This is a genomic window from Bacillus cereus group sp. N24 (genome assembly GCF_016483345.1).
Taxonomy (GTDB): domain Bacteria; phylum Bacillota; class Bacilli; order Bacillales; family Bacillaceae_G; genus Bacillus_A; species Bacillus_A toyonensis.
In genome coordinates, this window is the sequence record NZ_JAEHCA010000018.1 from 92,979 (window position 1) to 108,534 (window position 15,556).

Genomic DNA, 15,556 nt, shown 5'->3' on the forward strand with positions numbered 1-15,556 from the left:
TTAAATATGATGAAAAGAAATAATTGGCAATTTGAAAATGGTTGGTTTATTGGAGAGGAAGAGAAAACATGCTTAATAAAAAATGGGATTTCCAAATCATATGTGCTCACGCTTTTACGATTCTAATATGGGGAACTGCATTTCCGGTAATTCGTATGGGGCTTGAATCATACACACCTGAACATCTTACTTTACTACGCTTGTTAATCGCTTCATTCATACTTCTTGTGTTTTCCTTTATATACAAACTACGATTACCTGATTTGAAAGACATTCCAGCGATTTTTATATTCGGTGCTTTAGGGTTTACTATTTATCACATTGCATTAAACTACGGTGAAAAAACTGTAAATGCTGGATCGGCAAGTTTAATTGTTTCAGTTACTCCTATTGTAACGGCAATTCTTGCTTTTGTTTTTTTGAATGAAAAAATGAAATTAAATGGTTGGATCGGTGGTGTAATTAGTTTTATTGGAATTGCTCTCATATCATTTAGTCAAGGAGGTTCTATTCAATTTAATAGCGGAGGATTATTTATATTATTAGCAGCCGTTTCAGAAAGCCTATTTTTCGTTTTCCAAACTTCTTACTTGAAAAAGTACGGCTTTTTGCCATTTACCATATATACAATTTTATCTAGCACTGTATGTATGCTTATTTTCTTACCGGGAATTTATACAGAAATACTAGCAGCTCCTCTTGAAGTGAATGTGAGTGTTATATATTTAGGTTTATTTCCAACAGTACTCCCGTATCTTGCCTTAGCGTATATTATATCTCGTGCTGGTGCTTCCGAGGCAACAAGTTCTCTATATTTAACGCCAGTCACTGCGTGCTTTATAGCTTGGGTATGGTTAGGTGAAGTACCGACTTTTATTTCTGTAATTGGAGGTGGGATTACTATACTTGGGATATTGATTGCTCATATACGAGTAGTAAGAAAAGAAAAACATAGGAATCTAGTAAACAATAAATCGATATAACTTAATTAAATAATGATTTTATGATACTTTTTGATATAGTTTCTTTCTTATGTTGATAAATATAATATTTTGTATTTCAGTTAAATATTGTATGTTACATTTTATGTAGTAAGCATTTTAAAAGGAGCTGACAACATAATGAATGGAAAAAGAAATATTTTCATATGTATTTCTATTGTAGGAATCGGACTAGCTAGTTTTTCTAATTCTAGTTTCGCAGCAAGTGTAACGGACAATTCAATACAAAATTCTATTCCCATAGTTAATCAACAAGTAGCTGCTGCAAAGGAAATGAAACCATTTCCCCAGCAAGTTAATTATGCAGGTGTTATAAAACCGAATCATGTTACACAGGAAAGTTTAAATGCTTCTGTAAGAAGTTACTACGATAATTGGAAAAAGAAATATTTGAAAAATGATTTATCTTCTTTACCTGGTGGTTATTACGTAAAAGGAGAGATTACAGGTGATGCGGATGGGTTTAAGCCACTTGGAACTTCAGAAGGTCAAGGGTATGGGATGATAATTACAGTATTAATGGCTGGTTATGATTCGAATGCTCAAAAAATCTATGACGGTTTATTTAAAACAGCAAGAACTTTTAAAAGCTCTCAAAATCCTAATTTAATGGGATGGGTTGTCGCAGATAGTAAAAAAGCACAAGGTCATTTTGATTCTGCTACTGATGGGGATTTAGATATTGCGTATTCTCTTCTTCTTGCTCATAAGCAGTGGGGATCTAATGGAACAGTTAATTATTTGAAAGAAGCACAAGACATGATTACAAAAGGTATTAAAGCTAGTAATGTTACAAATAATAACCGACTAAATTTAGGAGATTGGGATTCTAAAAGTTCACTTGATACGAGACCATCTGATTGGATAATGTCACATCTTAGAGCTTTTTATGAATTTACAGGTGATAAAACTTGGCTTACTGTTATTAATAATTTGTACGATGTTTATACGCAATTTAGTAATAAGTACTCTCCAAATACAGGGCTTATTTCAGATTTTGTTGTAAAAAACCCACCACAACCCGCACCTAAAGATTTCTTAGATGAGTCAGAATATACAAATGCATATTATTACAATGCTAGTCGGGTACCATTAAGAATTGTAATGGACTATGCGATGTACGGCGAGAAAAGAAGTAAAGTCATTTCTGATAAAGTCTCTTCATGGATTCAAAATAAAACGAATGGAAATCCTTCAAAAATTGTGGATGGTTATCAATTAAACGGATCAAATATTGGTAGTTATCCAACTGCTGTATTTGTTTCACCGTTTATTGCTGCAAGTATAACGAGTAGCAATAATCAAAAGTGGGTAAATAGTGGTTGGGATTGGATGAAGAATAAGAGAGAAAGTTATTTTAGTGATAGTTATAATTTATTAACGATGCTATTTATTACAGGAAATTGGTGGAAACCTGTACCTGATGATAAAAAAATACAAAATCAAATAAATGATGCAATTTATGAAGGATACGATAATTAATTAAATTTGAGAATGGTTACTTAAGAAAGGAATTAGCATACGCTAGTTCCTTTTTAATATTTTGTAAAACATTATCCATTCTAAAATTCGCATAGATATACTTGCTTTTTTCATATACATAGTTATTGATGACTCTATGTTTTTATGAGGGGAGAGTATTTCTTGGAAAAAGTATTATTTTTCGGAGACCCAGGTATTGATGACTCATTTGCCATTATGTATGGTTTACTGCATCCCGAAATTGAAATTGTAGGTATTGTAACTGGATACGGAAATGTTGAGCATATACATGCTGCACATAATGCAGCGTATATTTTACAGTTAGCAAATAGACAAGACATTCCTGTCATTAGTGGTGCAACAAAACCACTTACAGAAGAAATTACTACGTACTACCCTGAAATTCACGGAGCAGAAGGATTAGGGCACATCCATGTTCCAGAAAGCGTATTATCTATTCCAATATACAATTTTGGTAGTATCGCTGCGATTCTTGTAAAGTACGGAAAAGATTTAACGATTGTCGATGTAGGAAGATCTACCTCGTTAGCAATTGCTTTTAATTTATGGAGTGACTTAATGCTGAATGTAAAAGGAATCTATTTCATGGGTGGCGTCTTTTTAGAAGTAGGAAATGTAACACCATTAGCGGAGGCAAACGTGTATGGAGATCCTATAGCAAGTAAAATTGTTTTCCATCAAGCAAAGAATTTATTAATATTCCCTTTAAATGTAACAAACAAAGCTGTGTTAACACCAAATGTATTTAGCTATATTCAAGCTAATACAAAGAATCCATTTCATATGATAATGAAACCCATGTATGATTACTATCTATCCGCATACCAAAAGCTTAATCCATCTATGGAAGGACCTTTGCTACATGATGTGGTTGCAATAAGTGGATTAGTAAATCCAAGTTTTTTTGAATTTGTGCATCGTACAGTAAATGTAGATACATACGGAGATACGAAAGGACAAACATTTGCTGATTTTCGCCCTAGCTCTATATCTGAAGGAGCCCGTATAGCACTAGAAATAGATGAACAAAAATTCATTCAAGATTTTATAAAAATCATGTTATAAGTTGTTGTCGAAAAAGGGAATTATTTCACTACGTTGAATATAAACATACATCCTCTATATAAGGGAGCTTACAATATTGAATGTCCAGTTAAAGGTTGTTACGAGAGAAAATTGGGAAGAAGCATTAAAGCTACAAGTAAAAGGAAATCAGTTGAAATTTGTTCCATCCGTAGCAGTTTCGCTTGCTAAAGTATATATAAAACCAGATGGTGACAATGTAGAATACATACCATTCGTTATATACGATGGTGACCTTATGGTTGGTTTTGTTATGCATGCTGTTGTAATAGAGACATCGGATATGTATTGGATTAACGGATTTATTATTGATCAATCGCAGCAAGGTAATGGTTATGGAAAAGCAGCATTACAAGAAAGTATTGATATAATAAAAAATACTTTTAAATCGTGTAAAGAAATAAGATTAACCGTACATAAAGATAATCTCTCTGCAAAGAAATTATATGAACGATATGGTTTCATATCATTAGGACAGGAGTATGATGGTGAGCAAGTATATCGTTTATTTGTTTAACTATTAGGAAGTAAAGGTGTGAAATGAAATATGCAATTTACTGAAGTGAAAATTGAAGTGTTCATTCCTGAAGAATATATTGAAACATTAAGGGATGAATTAAATAAAATTGGAGCATGTAAAACGGGCGAATATGACCATTGTCTTTCCTATAGTTCAGTGAAAGGATATTGGAGACCTTTAGAAGAGGCATCTCCTTTTAATGGAGAAATTGGTCGAATATGCGAAGGGCAAGAATGTAAAGTTGAAATAAAGTGTAAACGAGAACTTGTAAAAGATGCTCTTGAAGTTATTAATGATATTCATCTGTATGAAACACCTATGATTTATATTATGCCAATACTAAATGACTATTTTGAGCAACTATACATTGAATAACTAGGAGGAATATCAATTGAAAAGTAAATTTCATCATATTGTACGAGCAGTCATGATAAAAGATGAAAAATTATTAGTTGCTGAATATATCGGCCATCATTATTTTTTACCAGGTGGCCATGTTGAAATCGGGGAATCAGCAGAGCATGCATTAATAAGAGAGCTACGAGAAGAGCTTGGAGTAAACTGCAGTATAAAACAATTTTTAGGAGTTATAGAAAACCGATGGCAAGATAAAGAAATGCTTCATCATGAAATCAACCACATTTTTGAAGTATCTTCAAAAGAGTTGTATATTGATTTACCACCAAAGTCTAGAGAATCTCATTTAGCATTTCATTGGATAGATTATAGTAAAGAATCTTTAAAAACTTATAAAATCATGCCAATGCCCTCCGTTAAAGAATTACTAGAAAGAAAATTAAATGATGAACTACTAAATTGTTGGATAAGTAATTTTTAAATCACTCTATGTATAGTAAATACGTCCTTCGAAAGGATATAAAGAAAATAGGCTAAAAAACAAGGTACATCACCTAGTGTAAGTTCATATTTTGTTGATGTACGTATTTAGTCTGTAGCTTTGTTTCTATTTGGTTTACAAAAATATATAAACTTTTTACATTTGGGCGGAATTACTTATAAATGGAGGGGTTCGTAATGAATCAGTTTCAACAAGAACTACAATCATTAAACCTTAATGATTATCAATCTGGTAATGTAGTTTATTGGGATCAACAACAAAATCAATATCCATACTATTATATTCAAGACGATGCACGTCGTTGCGGTGGATGCGGAGGTTGTGGTGGACGCTGTGGTGGATGTGGCGGCAGATGCGGTGGTTGTGCAGGACGTTGCGGCGGATGTGTAGGTTGCGCAGGATGTTTCAGTTGCTTTAATTGCTGGAACTGGTGGATCATTTAAGTATAGAAAATCAATAATATTTCACATGAAAGAAAGGTGTTTATAGTAATACTTTTCTTTCATGTTGTGATTTTTTATGAGTATTAAGGGGGATTTATTTGTATACATACGATAAGTTGATTTCTTGGGTAGAGAATATAAAAGAAAAAAATCATAGTTCTGCTACAGCACTATGTATTATAAAGGATAACAAAATTGTACTAGAGCATTATAGTGGATATCATTCAAATACATCTACTAGTAAAAAAGTAACAGCATCTTCACAGTTCAACGTCGCTTCTGCGAGAAAAAGTTATTTAGGATTCATGGTAGCGTATGCGCTTTATGATGGGAAAATAAACTCTATTGATGATGAAGCGATAAAGTATTTTAAAGACTTCGATCCTACATTACTTGATAAAACAACGATTAGGCATTTAGTAACTCATACACACGGTCTAGGAGAAACGGATGACGGGACAATTTTCCGTGAATTTGAAGCTGGACAAGATTGGGCATATAGAGATATTAATGTAAGAATGATGACGCATCTCATTTATCGGCTTTATAATAAAAGTTTTCCTGAATTGTTAAAGGAGCGTGTATTTACTCCTGCTAATTTCCAAGAAACAGGATGGAGAATACAGCAAAATGAAAATTTAGTTAAAGTTGTTAATAATCCAAATGAAGACGCGATCAGTGAGGTCGGTACAGTAGATGACGGTACTGAAAAAAATCTGTTTGTCTCAGCTAGAGAGTTTGCTTATTGGGGCAACCTTCATTTAAATCAAGGCATGATAAATGGTAAACAAGTTGTTCCAAAAGAAGTTATAAAAATTGCTACTAGCTTGCAGAGTCCAGCTTTTAATAATAATGAACTACCACAAAACGGATTGTTTTGGTTCGTTCAAAATGAACCAAAACAATTAAGTGAACTTGGTGAACGTGTTCCAAAAGGTTCGTATCAAATATTAGGAATTACTGGACCAACCATTTTAGTAATACCTGAGTATAATGTAGTTGTTGCGAAAATGTACAATAAAAGATATAACTACGGCGGTGATAATTACTTATATTATTTACGTGAATTTAGCAATTTAGTCGCCGATACATTTACTAGCTGTAATAGGGCATAATTACTCCTATAACAAAAAGGAGTGAAAGAATTTGAAAGATAAAGTGAGCAAAGATAAAAAGCAAAATATAAAAGATGTAAATACAGAGCAAAATGCGATTTTTAGCGATCCGAAAGATGCAGCTAACATGCAAACTGTACCGCAGCCGAAAGATTTTGATGAAATCGAATATTAATTTCTCATCCGACTATATGACGAATAAAAAATACGTCTTAAGTCCCATCACATGTAAGAAAATATTTGATAACATATATACATAAGCACTTGAAAATGGCTTATCTTAACAAAGCTTTCTTTAAATGTATCTGATATAACCTGCAAAAAGACACTTCATGATGAAGTGTCTTTTTGTGTACATAAACTTAATTTCCATTTTCCGTACAGTATCTTGCAATTTATGATGGATATACTAACTGTGAAAATTCATGTCAAGATAAAAGAAGGGGACAGTTAGTATGAAACAAACTTCTATAAATCCGCTATTAATTGTTCTAGGTACAATCATTGTTCAAATTGGCCTTGGAACAATTTATACATGGAGTTTATTTAATCAACCCCTTGTAAGTAAGTTCGGATGGAATCTCAATTCAGTTGCGATAACTTTCTCCATAACAAGCTTTTCTTTATCATTTTCAACCTTGTTTGCAGCAAAGTTGCAGCGAAAATTAGGACTTCGTAAACTTATCGCTACTGCAGGAATTGTTCTAGGACTCGGTTTAATACTTAGTTCACAAGTTTCTTCCTTACCATTACTATATTTATTAGCTGGTGTTGTTGTTGGGTATGCGGATGGAACAGCTTATATTACGTCACTATCTAATTTAATTAAATGGTTTCCAAATCGAAAAGGACTTATTTCTGGAATATCTGTTTCAGCATATGGAATGGGCAGTTTAATTTTTAGATATATAAACGGAAATCTTATCGATATCCTAGGTGTATCACAAGCATTTTTATATTGGGGCATTATCGTCTTACTTTTAGTATTAATCGGATCGTTCTTCTTACGTGAAGCGATTGTAAGTAATACGGTAACAGAAACATTACACAATGATTATACGCCACGTGAAATGATGAGAACGAAACAAGTATATCTATTGTTTTTCATGTTATTCACATCGTGTATGGGTGGTCTATACTTAATCGGTATGGTAAAAGATATCGGCGTACAACTCGTTGGACTTAGCGCAGCAACCGCCGCTAACGCCGTCGCAATGATTGCAGTCTTTAATACAGTAGGTAGAATCATTCTTGGAACGTTATCAGATAAAATTGGTAGAATGAAAATTGTCTCTGCAACATTTATTATTATTGGAGTATCCGTCTTTACTCTTAGTTTCATTCCATTAAATTACGGGATTTATTTTGCTTGTGTAGCAAGTGTCGCCTTTTGCTTCGGCGGTAATATTACAATATTCCCAGCCATTGTCGGAGATTTCTTCGGTTTAAAAAATCATAGTACAAATTACGGGATTGTATATCAAGGTTTCGGATTTGGTGCACTTGCAGGTTCATTCATTGGAGCATTACTTGGTGGATTTCAACCAACCTTTATTACAATAGGTGTTTTATGTGCGATTTCTTTCATTATTTCTATATTAATTCGTCCGCCAAATGTAGAGAAGAAAAAGGAAATCAAGCAGTTACATCGAAAAATAGCTTAGTTTTAAAAAGAGTCCTTATCGTAGGGCTCTTTTTCATTACAACGTTAACTATGCTCCTTTCATTGATTAGTAAAGACAGGACAATACAATTATGAAATGGAATAGATAAAATAAAAGGAGTGTGATATGTAAAATGAAGATAGTAAAGCAATGGGTTCAAGAAGATAGTGATTACATACGAGAGAAAGTAATTGAATATAATCAAAAACATCTTTCAAATGAAGAGAAAACACCTTCGGAAAAGGTTAGTTTTATAGTGAAAAATGAAAAAGAGGAAATAGTAGGTGGGATAACAGCTATAACATTTTGGCACCATGTACATGTTGATTTCCTATGGGTTTCTGAAGAATGCAGACACGAAGGATACGGAAGTAAATTAATAAAACTTATCGAAGAATTTGCAATTGAAAAAGGATGTAGGCTAATCAACTTAGATACGTTTAGCTTTCAAGCTCCGGATTTTTATAAAAAACATGGATTTATAGTCATTGGAGTGAGTGAAGATCATCCAAAAGGACATAATCATTATTATTTAGAGAAAAGGTTATAAAGTGTATGGAATTAATTAATCTCAATATATAAAATTCAATAAATTAAAAAGAACGTATTTTGAATCATCTATATCAAAATACGTTCTTTTTAATTTGTATGTATCTGGTAAAATGAAATAGAGGCAGAAAATTCTTATTAATAAAGGGGTAAATATGAAAAAGGTTAATGTTACATACGCGCTTTTGTACGATAAAACGAACGAAAAAATCTTAATGGTAAAAAACAAAGGAAAAAATGGGTCTTATTACACATTACCAGGTGGCTCAGTTAAATTTGGGGAAACGTTAGAAGAGGCAGTCATTCGGGAAGTAAAAGAAGAAACAGGGCTACATATAACTGTAAAGGGGATTTGTTCCATAAGCGAAGCCTTTTTCGAGGAGAGAGGCCATCATGCCATTTTCTTTAATTTTTTAGGTGAAATAATCGGCGGAGAGACATATATATCCCGTCCAAAAGAAATCGAAGAGATTACTTGGATGGAATTACATATAGCAGCACCGTATTTACGTATACCTGAACAGTTACTAGATTTTTTACAAAGGAAAGAAACAGTACCTTACTTTTTTAACGGAACAATCGTTCATCAATCTTTATAAATAAATTATTTCATTTAAGGCGGGGAAAAAATGGAGTTTATCGTTAGTCACAAACATTTCACTCAAGCACTTTCAGAAGTAAGTAAAGCTATATCTACAAAAGTTTTAATTCCTATATTATCTGGTATCAAAATAACAGCCGATCAATCTGGAATTACTTTAATCGCAAGTAACTCGAATGTTTTTATTAAAAAATTTATACCTAATTCAATCGAAGACGAACAGATTGCAACTATATTACAAGCAGGAACTATTGTTGTACCTGCAAAATATTTCATTGAAATTATAAAGAAAATGCCAAGTGATATAGTAATAAAAAGTAAAAATGAGCAAATCATTACGATACAATCAGAAGAAATCACATTAAACTTAAATGGACTTCCAGCAAATGAGTTTCCGAATGTACCACTTATAGGGGATCATGCAGAAATACAAGTAGAAACAGAACAATTGATTGAAGTGTTTAAACAAACTGTTTTTGCAGTAGCTAAAAATGAATCCAGACCTGTTCTCACCGGAGTACATATAGAGTTAGATCACAATAAATTAGTTTGCGCTGCTACTGACTCACATAGACTAGCTATACGTGAAACGCTAGTTTCTTCAGATGCGAAAGCAAATTGTATCGTACCAAGCGCAACCATTAGTGAACTTCTAAAATTAATGAACAGTAATACGGAATTCGTATACATATACCTTTCAGACAGTCACGTTATTTTTACATTCGGAACAACTACGTTTTATTCAAGACTCATTGAAGGGAAATATCCTAATATATCTAATCTCATTCCAAATGAATTTCAAACGGTTATTAACGTAGAAAGAAAAAAGATTTTACAAGGTGTAGATCGATCAAGCTTATTAGCAAGTGAATGGGCAAATAACAACGTCAACTTAGAAATCATCAATGAATCCACAATTAAAATTTCTTCTAACGCTTCTCAGATTGGTAAAATAGCTGAAACACAACAAGTAGATGCGATTCAAGGTGAAAAACAATTAAATATATCTTTCGACGGACGATTTATGGTAGATGCTTTAAGGGCAATAACAGAAGAAATGGTTACTTTAAGTTTTGGTGGTTCAATGAGACCGATATTAATCGAAGCAGGAGAGCAATCTGCCGCAGTACATCTTATATCGCCAGTAAGAGCTTATTAGGAACAAAGGAAGGACTTACATTATGCACAAGCACACTTTATGCTTCATAAAAAGAAATGAAGAAATACTGATGCTAAATAGAGAATATGACCCTGTAAAAGGATTATGGAACGGGGTAGGAGGGAAGATAGAACCGGGAGAAACCGTGAAATAAAAGAAGAGACTGATATAGATGTTAAGCAAAATCAAATTCAATTTAAAGGAATTGTTAAGTGGGAAGACTCTTCATACTCTGGTGGCAGTTTATGTGGTAGAACTACAAAATGAAGTTTCATATGATACACCTAAAAAAGTATCCGAAGGGATTTTAGATTGGAAAAGTGTGTCTTGGATATTAAGCGACTATAATTACGGTGTAGGAGAGATGTTACCTAAATTATTACCTGAAGTACTTCATAATGAATTCATATTAGAGCACAATTTTGTATTATCTAATCATAAATTAATAGATTATAGGAATGAAGAATTGGTTATGTTGGACAGCAAATTTAATAGGAAGAAGCAGATGAAATTATTTAAGAAATATTTTTAAATAAGTAAATCTTTTAACATAAAAGAGCGGATAATTTTTAACTAATAGGTGCGCTTAAATGCAAAGAAACCTAATTACAAAAAGAGCGAATCCCTTATAAAAAGGTTCGCTCTTTTTTACATATACAATTAAACTTCGCGCCACCAAGCTGATGAAAGATAGTTTGTAGATTTTAATGTAATTGATTCACCAATTTGTGGCGTTGCAACTGTAACTCCTAAACGTTTTGCTTCTTTCGTAACACGTTCAATTGGATCGCTCCATTCATGCAACGCTAATGTAAAAGCACCCCAATGAATCGGAAGTAGTAATTTTCCTTTAACGTCAATATGAGCTTGTACCGTCTCTTCTGGCAACATATGAATAGCAGACCAACGTGTATCATATTGCCCGCATTCCATTAAAGTAAGATCAAATGGACCGTATTTATCACCAATCTCTTTAAAGTGAGGAGCATATCCGCTATCACCACTAAAAAAGACTTTAGTTTCTTGACCAAGAATAAGCCATGAACACCATAACGAACGATCTCTATCTGTCATACTTCGTCCAGAGAAATGCCTTGCAGGAGCGCATACTAACTTAATAGTATCAAACGTAATTTCATCCCACCATTTATGCTCACTAATCTTACTAGGTGAAACACCCCATTTAATAAGATATTGTGCAACTCCCGTCGGAACGTAAAAATGCTTCGTACGATCTTTTAACTCCATAATACTTTTATAATTTAAGTGGTCATAGTGATTATGTGAAATGATAATCGCATCAATTTCTTGAAGGTCTTCACGTTCTAAAGAAAACGCACCACTATACCGCTTACTATTAAAAATAGGAAATGGGGAAGAGGCATCACCAAGCATAGGATCTAATAACAGCTTTTTACCTTCTACTTTTAAAAGAGACGCAGAATGGCCAAACCATGTAACACTCTCTAAAGATTCATCGTCTTTATTTGATAAAACGATAGGTAAATCCTTTATAGGACGTAGCTTTGATTTCATTTTAAAATAATCCGTCATTAAACCTATAATATCTTTCGGTTTAAAACTCATATCAGTATGAATTTGATTTGTATATTTCTTATTCATTGGTTCTCCTTTTTACGTTTAACAATATACGTATGTTGTTATTGTAGCTATTTGTAGTTTAAACTATATCATTTTACCTTTCATCTTACATGCAGTACATTTCATAAATTCGTTATTCGTATATATAAAATGAAATTTATTCAGCAGCAGATAAAACTAATATGAAGTAAATGTAAATTATTTTAATTTAGTAAAATTCCTCTTATAAGAATCGAAGAACATATGTTTCGTTGTATGTTATAGAAGAGAATATGTCTTTAATGAACAATAGGAAGGAGAGGATGTAGATGCAAATAGAGAGAAAAAAGAAGTCAAAATGCAAACTATCAAAATCTGAAATCATCCAGCTGTATGCAGAAGGGAAGAGTACCTCAGAAATTGCTATACTTGCTAATGTGTCTGCAAGGTATATTCGTATGGTTTTAAAAGACAATAACGTACCAAGACGAGCTATAGGTAGTTGGAAGAGGAAGTATGACCTAAAAGAAGATTATTTTAAAACTTGGTCAAATAACATGTCTTATATTTTAGGGTTTATAGCAGCAGATGGTGTAATACAAAAAGAAAACCAATGTGTCAGTATCTCACAAAAAGAAAGTGACATTTTAGAAGATATTAAAAAAGAATTAAACACAAACCAGCCACTTTACCAAAATAAAAAAACAGGCGTATATATGCTAAACATTAATAGTAAAACAATAAAAGACGACCTTATGAACATACACGGAATCATGCCGTGTAAATCATTTAACATCGAATTTCCTTTTGTACCAGAAGAATATTTACATCATTTTGTTCGTGGATATTTTGATGGGGATGGTTACGTCAAGTATGAAACTTATACAGTAAGCTTTGTAGGAGGATCATATAGCTTTATGAATTCTTTAAATCAGGTACTACAAAATCACAATTTACTAAATCAAAATAAACATTATCGTGTCATATTAACAGGGAGAAAATCAATACAACTATTTTCAAATTGGATTTATAAAGACAAAGATATTTATTTGCATAGAAAATATGAAGAATTTCGAAAAGAAAGTCTAAGTCTAGATCAATTACAAGATCGAAAACTAAAACAAACTCAAACTGCCGTTAAACAAAGAAAACAAAATTTCCTTAATGAATATATGGAAAATAAATGTAATGATACAGCTTGCTCTAATTTAAAAATAAGCGAATCAACTTTTAAGCGTTGGTTAAAAAATGATAATCAATTTAAAAAAGACTATGAAAGAATTCATTCACTATAAAAATGCAAAAAACCTTAGTATATCTATGCTAAGGTTTTTAATTTGAGATTATTAGAGGATACTTATTTTCGTTTATAGAACTTAATAAATACATAGATTTTACAATGAATTTACTAGTAAGGGAGGGAATATGAAATGCCCACTAATAATAGTCCGGAGAATATATTACATACATCTTATGAAACTAAAATGATTTCATCTTGGTTTTGAGTCAAATGCTATAAAAATGATGCTAAATTGGACAAATGATGAATTTGAAAAGCGCGTTAATTCATTAGAAGTAGAGGGGCTATTGAAACAAACAGGGGGGAGGTACTATCCAACGTGTATGGTGATAACAGCTTGTGAAGGAAAAAACTTTATAATCTTTGTGAACCTCTAATTAAACCAACACTTAAGATCATTGAAAATCATTCAAATCAAATTGAATTTATCTCAAAAAGAATCGACACGTTTAATCATTTACCTAAAGAATCGTATAGTCTTTTACTGTATAGTGGTGTGCTATTAGATTTTGGACAAATAAATTACATTGAAGAAAACTATTTAAAAAAGAAACGACCTTTAAGAAATAAGAAAAGATATTATTATACTATTCAAGAACAAGAACTAGCAGATATAGGGGCTTTCGGGATGTATAGTAATGCGTATTTAGATTTAGGAGAAGTTCAAATTGGTCTTTATGGAAATTCTCGATATTCAACATTAAATTTAATAACAGCAAATAACGAAATATTTGAAGAATATTTTCAAAACACTAATACTGATATTAATTATAAGAAAAAGCAATTTGTAAAAGGTTTCGTAGCAGCAGATAGACAAATAGATTTAAATTTAAATGTAGTTTATGAAAAATTAGGCTTATATCAAAATTCACAACCTATTATCCCGGTGTTTAAAAGAAAAGACTTATCTACGCTTCACGAAATTGCAAACACAATCAGTGAAGATTTAATCTCGTTATTTAAAGAATACGATAAACCTTTAAAACAATACTTTGCCAGCAGCAGATCCTCAAATGAAATAACTTATGAAGAGTTTTTTATCTGGTGGTATCACTTTTTCTATACAAAAGTAACTGAAGAATTAATAAAACAAGGTGTAATTATAACAAGCGCACAAGAAAATCAAACGTACATGATCCATTAATAACTTTAAATTAAAGTGCTAATATACTTTTACATATGTAGCAGCTGAATGGATAAATAATTATTAGTAAATAGGGGATAATCTGAAATTAAAATCTAATATAAAGAAAATAAGATATTCAAAGGGGAGAAGAGCCATGCAAAAGAAATTTATCAATCCAGAAACGATGCCACCAACTTTTGGATACTCACATGTAGTCGAAGTTACTAACGTTAAACGAACAATTTACATATCTGGACAAGTAGCGATTAACACTGATGGTCAAATAGTCGGCATTGGTGATTTAGCTACACAAACACGACAAGTTTTCGAAAATATTAAATGTGCATTAAAAACTTCAAATTTAAACTTTAATGATGTAGTAAAATTAACATTTTTCTTAACAGATATTTCTCAAATGGCCATTGTTAGAGATATTCGAGATCAATACATTGATACTAAGAATCCACCAGCAAGTTCTGCTGTGGAAGTTAGAAAATTAATTAACGATAACTTATTAATTGAAATTGAAGCAATTGCTGTAGCAAACTAAATTTAAAAGCTTATTAGGAATTAATATCAATACAATTCGTTTAATGTGTTTATTTCAAACGAATTGTATTTTTTATTGTCTTAAATATAATTACCACACAATACGTCACACAGTATTAATTCAAAGAGAAAGGGGAAGCATAAAGACTAGAATTAACGTATAATAAGTTTATTATTTTTAATTAGTTAACATAATATATATTATAGGTAGTTGTGGAAACAAAGTATTTACAGGTATCAAAAACCAAGTAAACTATACTTAATGAGACGGAACAGAGATTTTCAGTGAGATTCCTATAAAATCTTATCTATATGAATTTCTACAGTTTTATCGTTTATTTTGCTTTAAATGAATCACAGCAAATTTTTATCGATTTTCTGATTAAAATTTTATGAGTCAAAAATAATTTTAAATCAGAAAGAAAATTATTATGCGAAATAATTTTTTTATACAAATATAAATTAATAATTTTATTTTATGTTTTACTTTATAGATTTATTGC

General features: G+C 31.7%; 16 protein-coding genes and 2 pseudogenes. 17 read left to right on the forward strand and 1 reads right to left on the reverse strand.

The window, feature by feature from the left end:
* Window positions 1-68: 68 nt before the first annotated feature.
* The 14 genes and pseudogenes from JDS95_RS22350 (at window position 69) to JDS95_RS22415 (ending at window position 11,029) form a co-directional block, all read left to right on the forward strand.
* Entirely contained in the window at window positions 69-983 is a 915-nt protein-coding gene (locus JDS95_RS22350; RefSeq protein WP_000932794.1) for a DMT family transporter, read from the forward strand.
* Window positions 984-1,121: 138 nt separating this feature from the next.
* Window positions 1,122-2,483, forward strand: a complete 1,362-nt coding sequence (locus JDS95_RS22355; RefSeq protein WP_001013604.1) for a family 8 glycosyl hydrolase — start codon at window positions 1,122-1,124, stop codon at window positions 2,481-2,483.
* A gap of 162 nt (window positions 2,484-2,645) precedes the next feature.
* Window positions 2,646-3,569, forward strand: coding sequence for a nucleoside hydrolase (locus tag JDS95_RS22360; RefSeq protein WP_199690798.1), 924 nt, complete (start codon window positions 2,646-2,648; stop codon window positions 3,567-3,569).
* A gap of 76 nt (window positions 3,570-3,645) precedes the next feature.
* A complete protein-coding gene (locus tag JDS95_RS22365; RefSeq protein WP_001102688.1) occupies window positions 3,646-4,104 on the forward strand; it encodes a GNAT family N-acetyltransferase in 459 nt (152 codons plus the stop codon).
* A 30-nt stretch (window positions 4,105-4,134) separates the two neighbouring features.
* Window positions 4,135-4,482 (forward strand): divalent cation tolerance protein CutA, encoded by a 348-nt coding sequence (cutA, locus tag JDS95_RS22370; RefSeq protein ID WP_001160793.1) that lies wholly within the window; start codon window positions 4,135-4,137, stop codon window positions 4,480-4,482.
* 16 nt (window positions 4,483-4,498) lie between these two features.
* A complete protein-coding gene (locus JDS95_RS22375; protein WP_033660567.1) occupies window positions 4,499-4,945 on the forward strand; it encodes an NUDIX domain-containing protein in 447 nt (148 codons plus the stop codon).
* Window positions 4,946-5,142: 197 nt separating this feature from the next.
* The gene (locus tag JDS95_RS22380; RefSeq protein ID WP_001071376.1) at window positions 5,143-5,409 is read left to right on the forward strand and encodes a heterocycloanthracin/sonorensin family bacteriocin; all 267 of its coding nucleotides are present in this window, start codon (window positions 5,143-5,145) and stop codon (window positions 5,407-5,409) included.
* A gap of 98 nt (window positions 5,410-5,507) precedes the next feature.
* A complete protein-coding gene (locus JDS95_RS22385; protein ID WP_000288904.1) occupies window positions 5,508-6,524 on the forward strand; it encodes a serine hydrolase domain-containing protein in 1,017 nt (338 codons plus the stop codon).
* Between the two features lie 31 nt (window positions 6,525-6,555).
* Window positions 6,556-6,699: a hypothetical protein gene (locus tag JDS95_RS22390; protein ID WP_000653682.1), complete on the forward strand. Its 144-nt coding sequence runs from the start codon at window positions 6,556-6,558 to the stop codon at window positions 6,697-6,699.
* Window positions 6,700-6,979: 280 nt separating this feature from the next.
* Complete coding sequence (locus JDS95_RS22395; RefSeq protein WP_000815139.1) at window positions 6,980-8,188, forward strand: L-lactate MFS transporter; 1,209 nt, start codon at window positions 6,980-6,982, stop codon at window positions 8,186-8,188.
* 133 nt (window positions 8,189-8,321) lie between these two features.
* Complete coding sequence (locus JDS95_RS22400; protein ID WP_000706728.1) at window positions 8,322-8,738, forward strand: GNAT family N-acetyltransferase; 417 nt, start codon at window positions 8,322-8,324, stop codon at window positions 8,736-8,738.
* Between the two features lie 154 nt (window positions 8,739-8,892).
* The gene (locus tag JDS95_RS22405) at window positions 8,893-9,336 is read left to right on the forward strand and encodes an NUDIX hydrolase (RefSeq protein ID WP_000757645.1); all 444 of its coding nucleotides are present in this window, start codon (window positions 8,893-8,895) and stop codon (window positions 9,334-9,336) included.
* Between the two features lie 30 nt (window positions 9,337-9,366).
* A complete protein-coding gene (dnaN, locus tag JDS95_RS22410; RefSeq protein ID WP_000394493.1) occupies window positions 9,367-10,497 on the forward strand; it encodes a DNA polymerase III subunit beta in 1,131 nt (376 codons plus the stop codon).
* Window positions 10,498-10,519: 22 nt separating this feature from the next.
* Window positions 10,520-11,029: pseudogene (locus tag JDS95_RS22415) on the forward strand (NUDIX hydrolase).
* A gap of 128 nt (window positions 11,030-11,157) precedes the next feature.
* Here JDS95_RS22415 and JDS95_RS22420 read toward each other — a convergent pair.
* Window positions 11,158-12,120 carry an MBL fold metallo-hydrolase gene (locus tag JDS95_RS22420; RefSeq protein ID WP_199690799.1) on the reverse strand — a complete coding sequence of 321 codons (963 nt, stop codon included), beginning with the start codon at window positions 12,118-12,120 and terminating at the stop codon, window positions 11,158-11,160.
* Window positions 12,121-12,407: 287 nt separating this feature from the next.
* Here JDS95_RS22420 and JDS95_RS22425 point away from each other — a divergent pair, with 287 nt between their 5' ends.
* The 3 genes and pseudogenes from JDS95_RS22425 (at window position 12,408) to JDS95_RS22435 (ending at window position 15,054) form a co-directional block, all read left to right on the forward strand.
* Window positions 12,408-13,373, forward strand: a complete 966-nt coding sequence (locus JDS95_RS22425) for a helix-turn-helix domain-containing protein (RefSeq protein WP_001165396.1) — start codon at window positions 12,408-12,410, stop codon at window positions 13,371-13,373.
* Window positions 13,374-13,508: 135 nt separating this feature from the next.
* Window positions 13,509-14,522: pseudogene (locus JDS95_RS22430) on the forward strand (hypothetical protein).
* A gap of 136 nt (window positions 14,523-14,658) precedes the next feature.
* Window positions 14,659-15,054, forward strand: coding sequence for a RidA family protein (locus tag JDS95_RS22435; RefSeq protein ID WP_001169715.1), 396 nt, complete (start codon window positions 14,659-14,661; stop codon window positions 15,052-15,054).
* Window positions 15,055-15,556 lie beyond the last annotated feature (502 nt).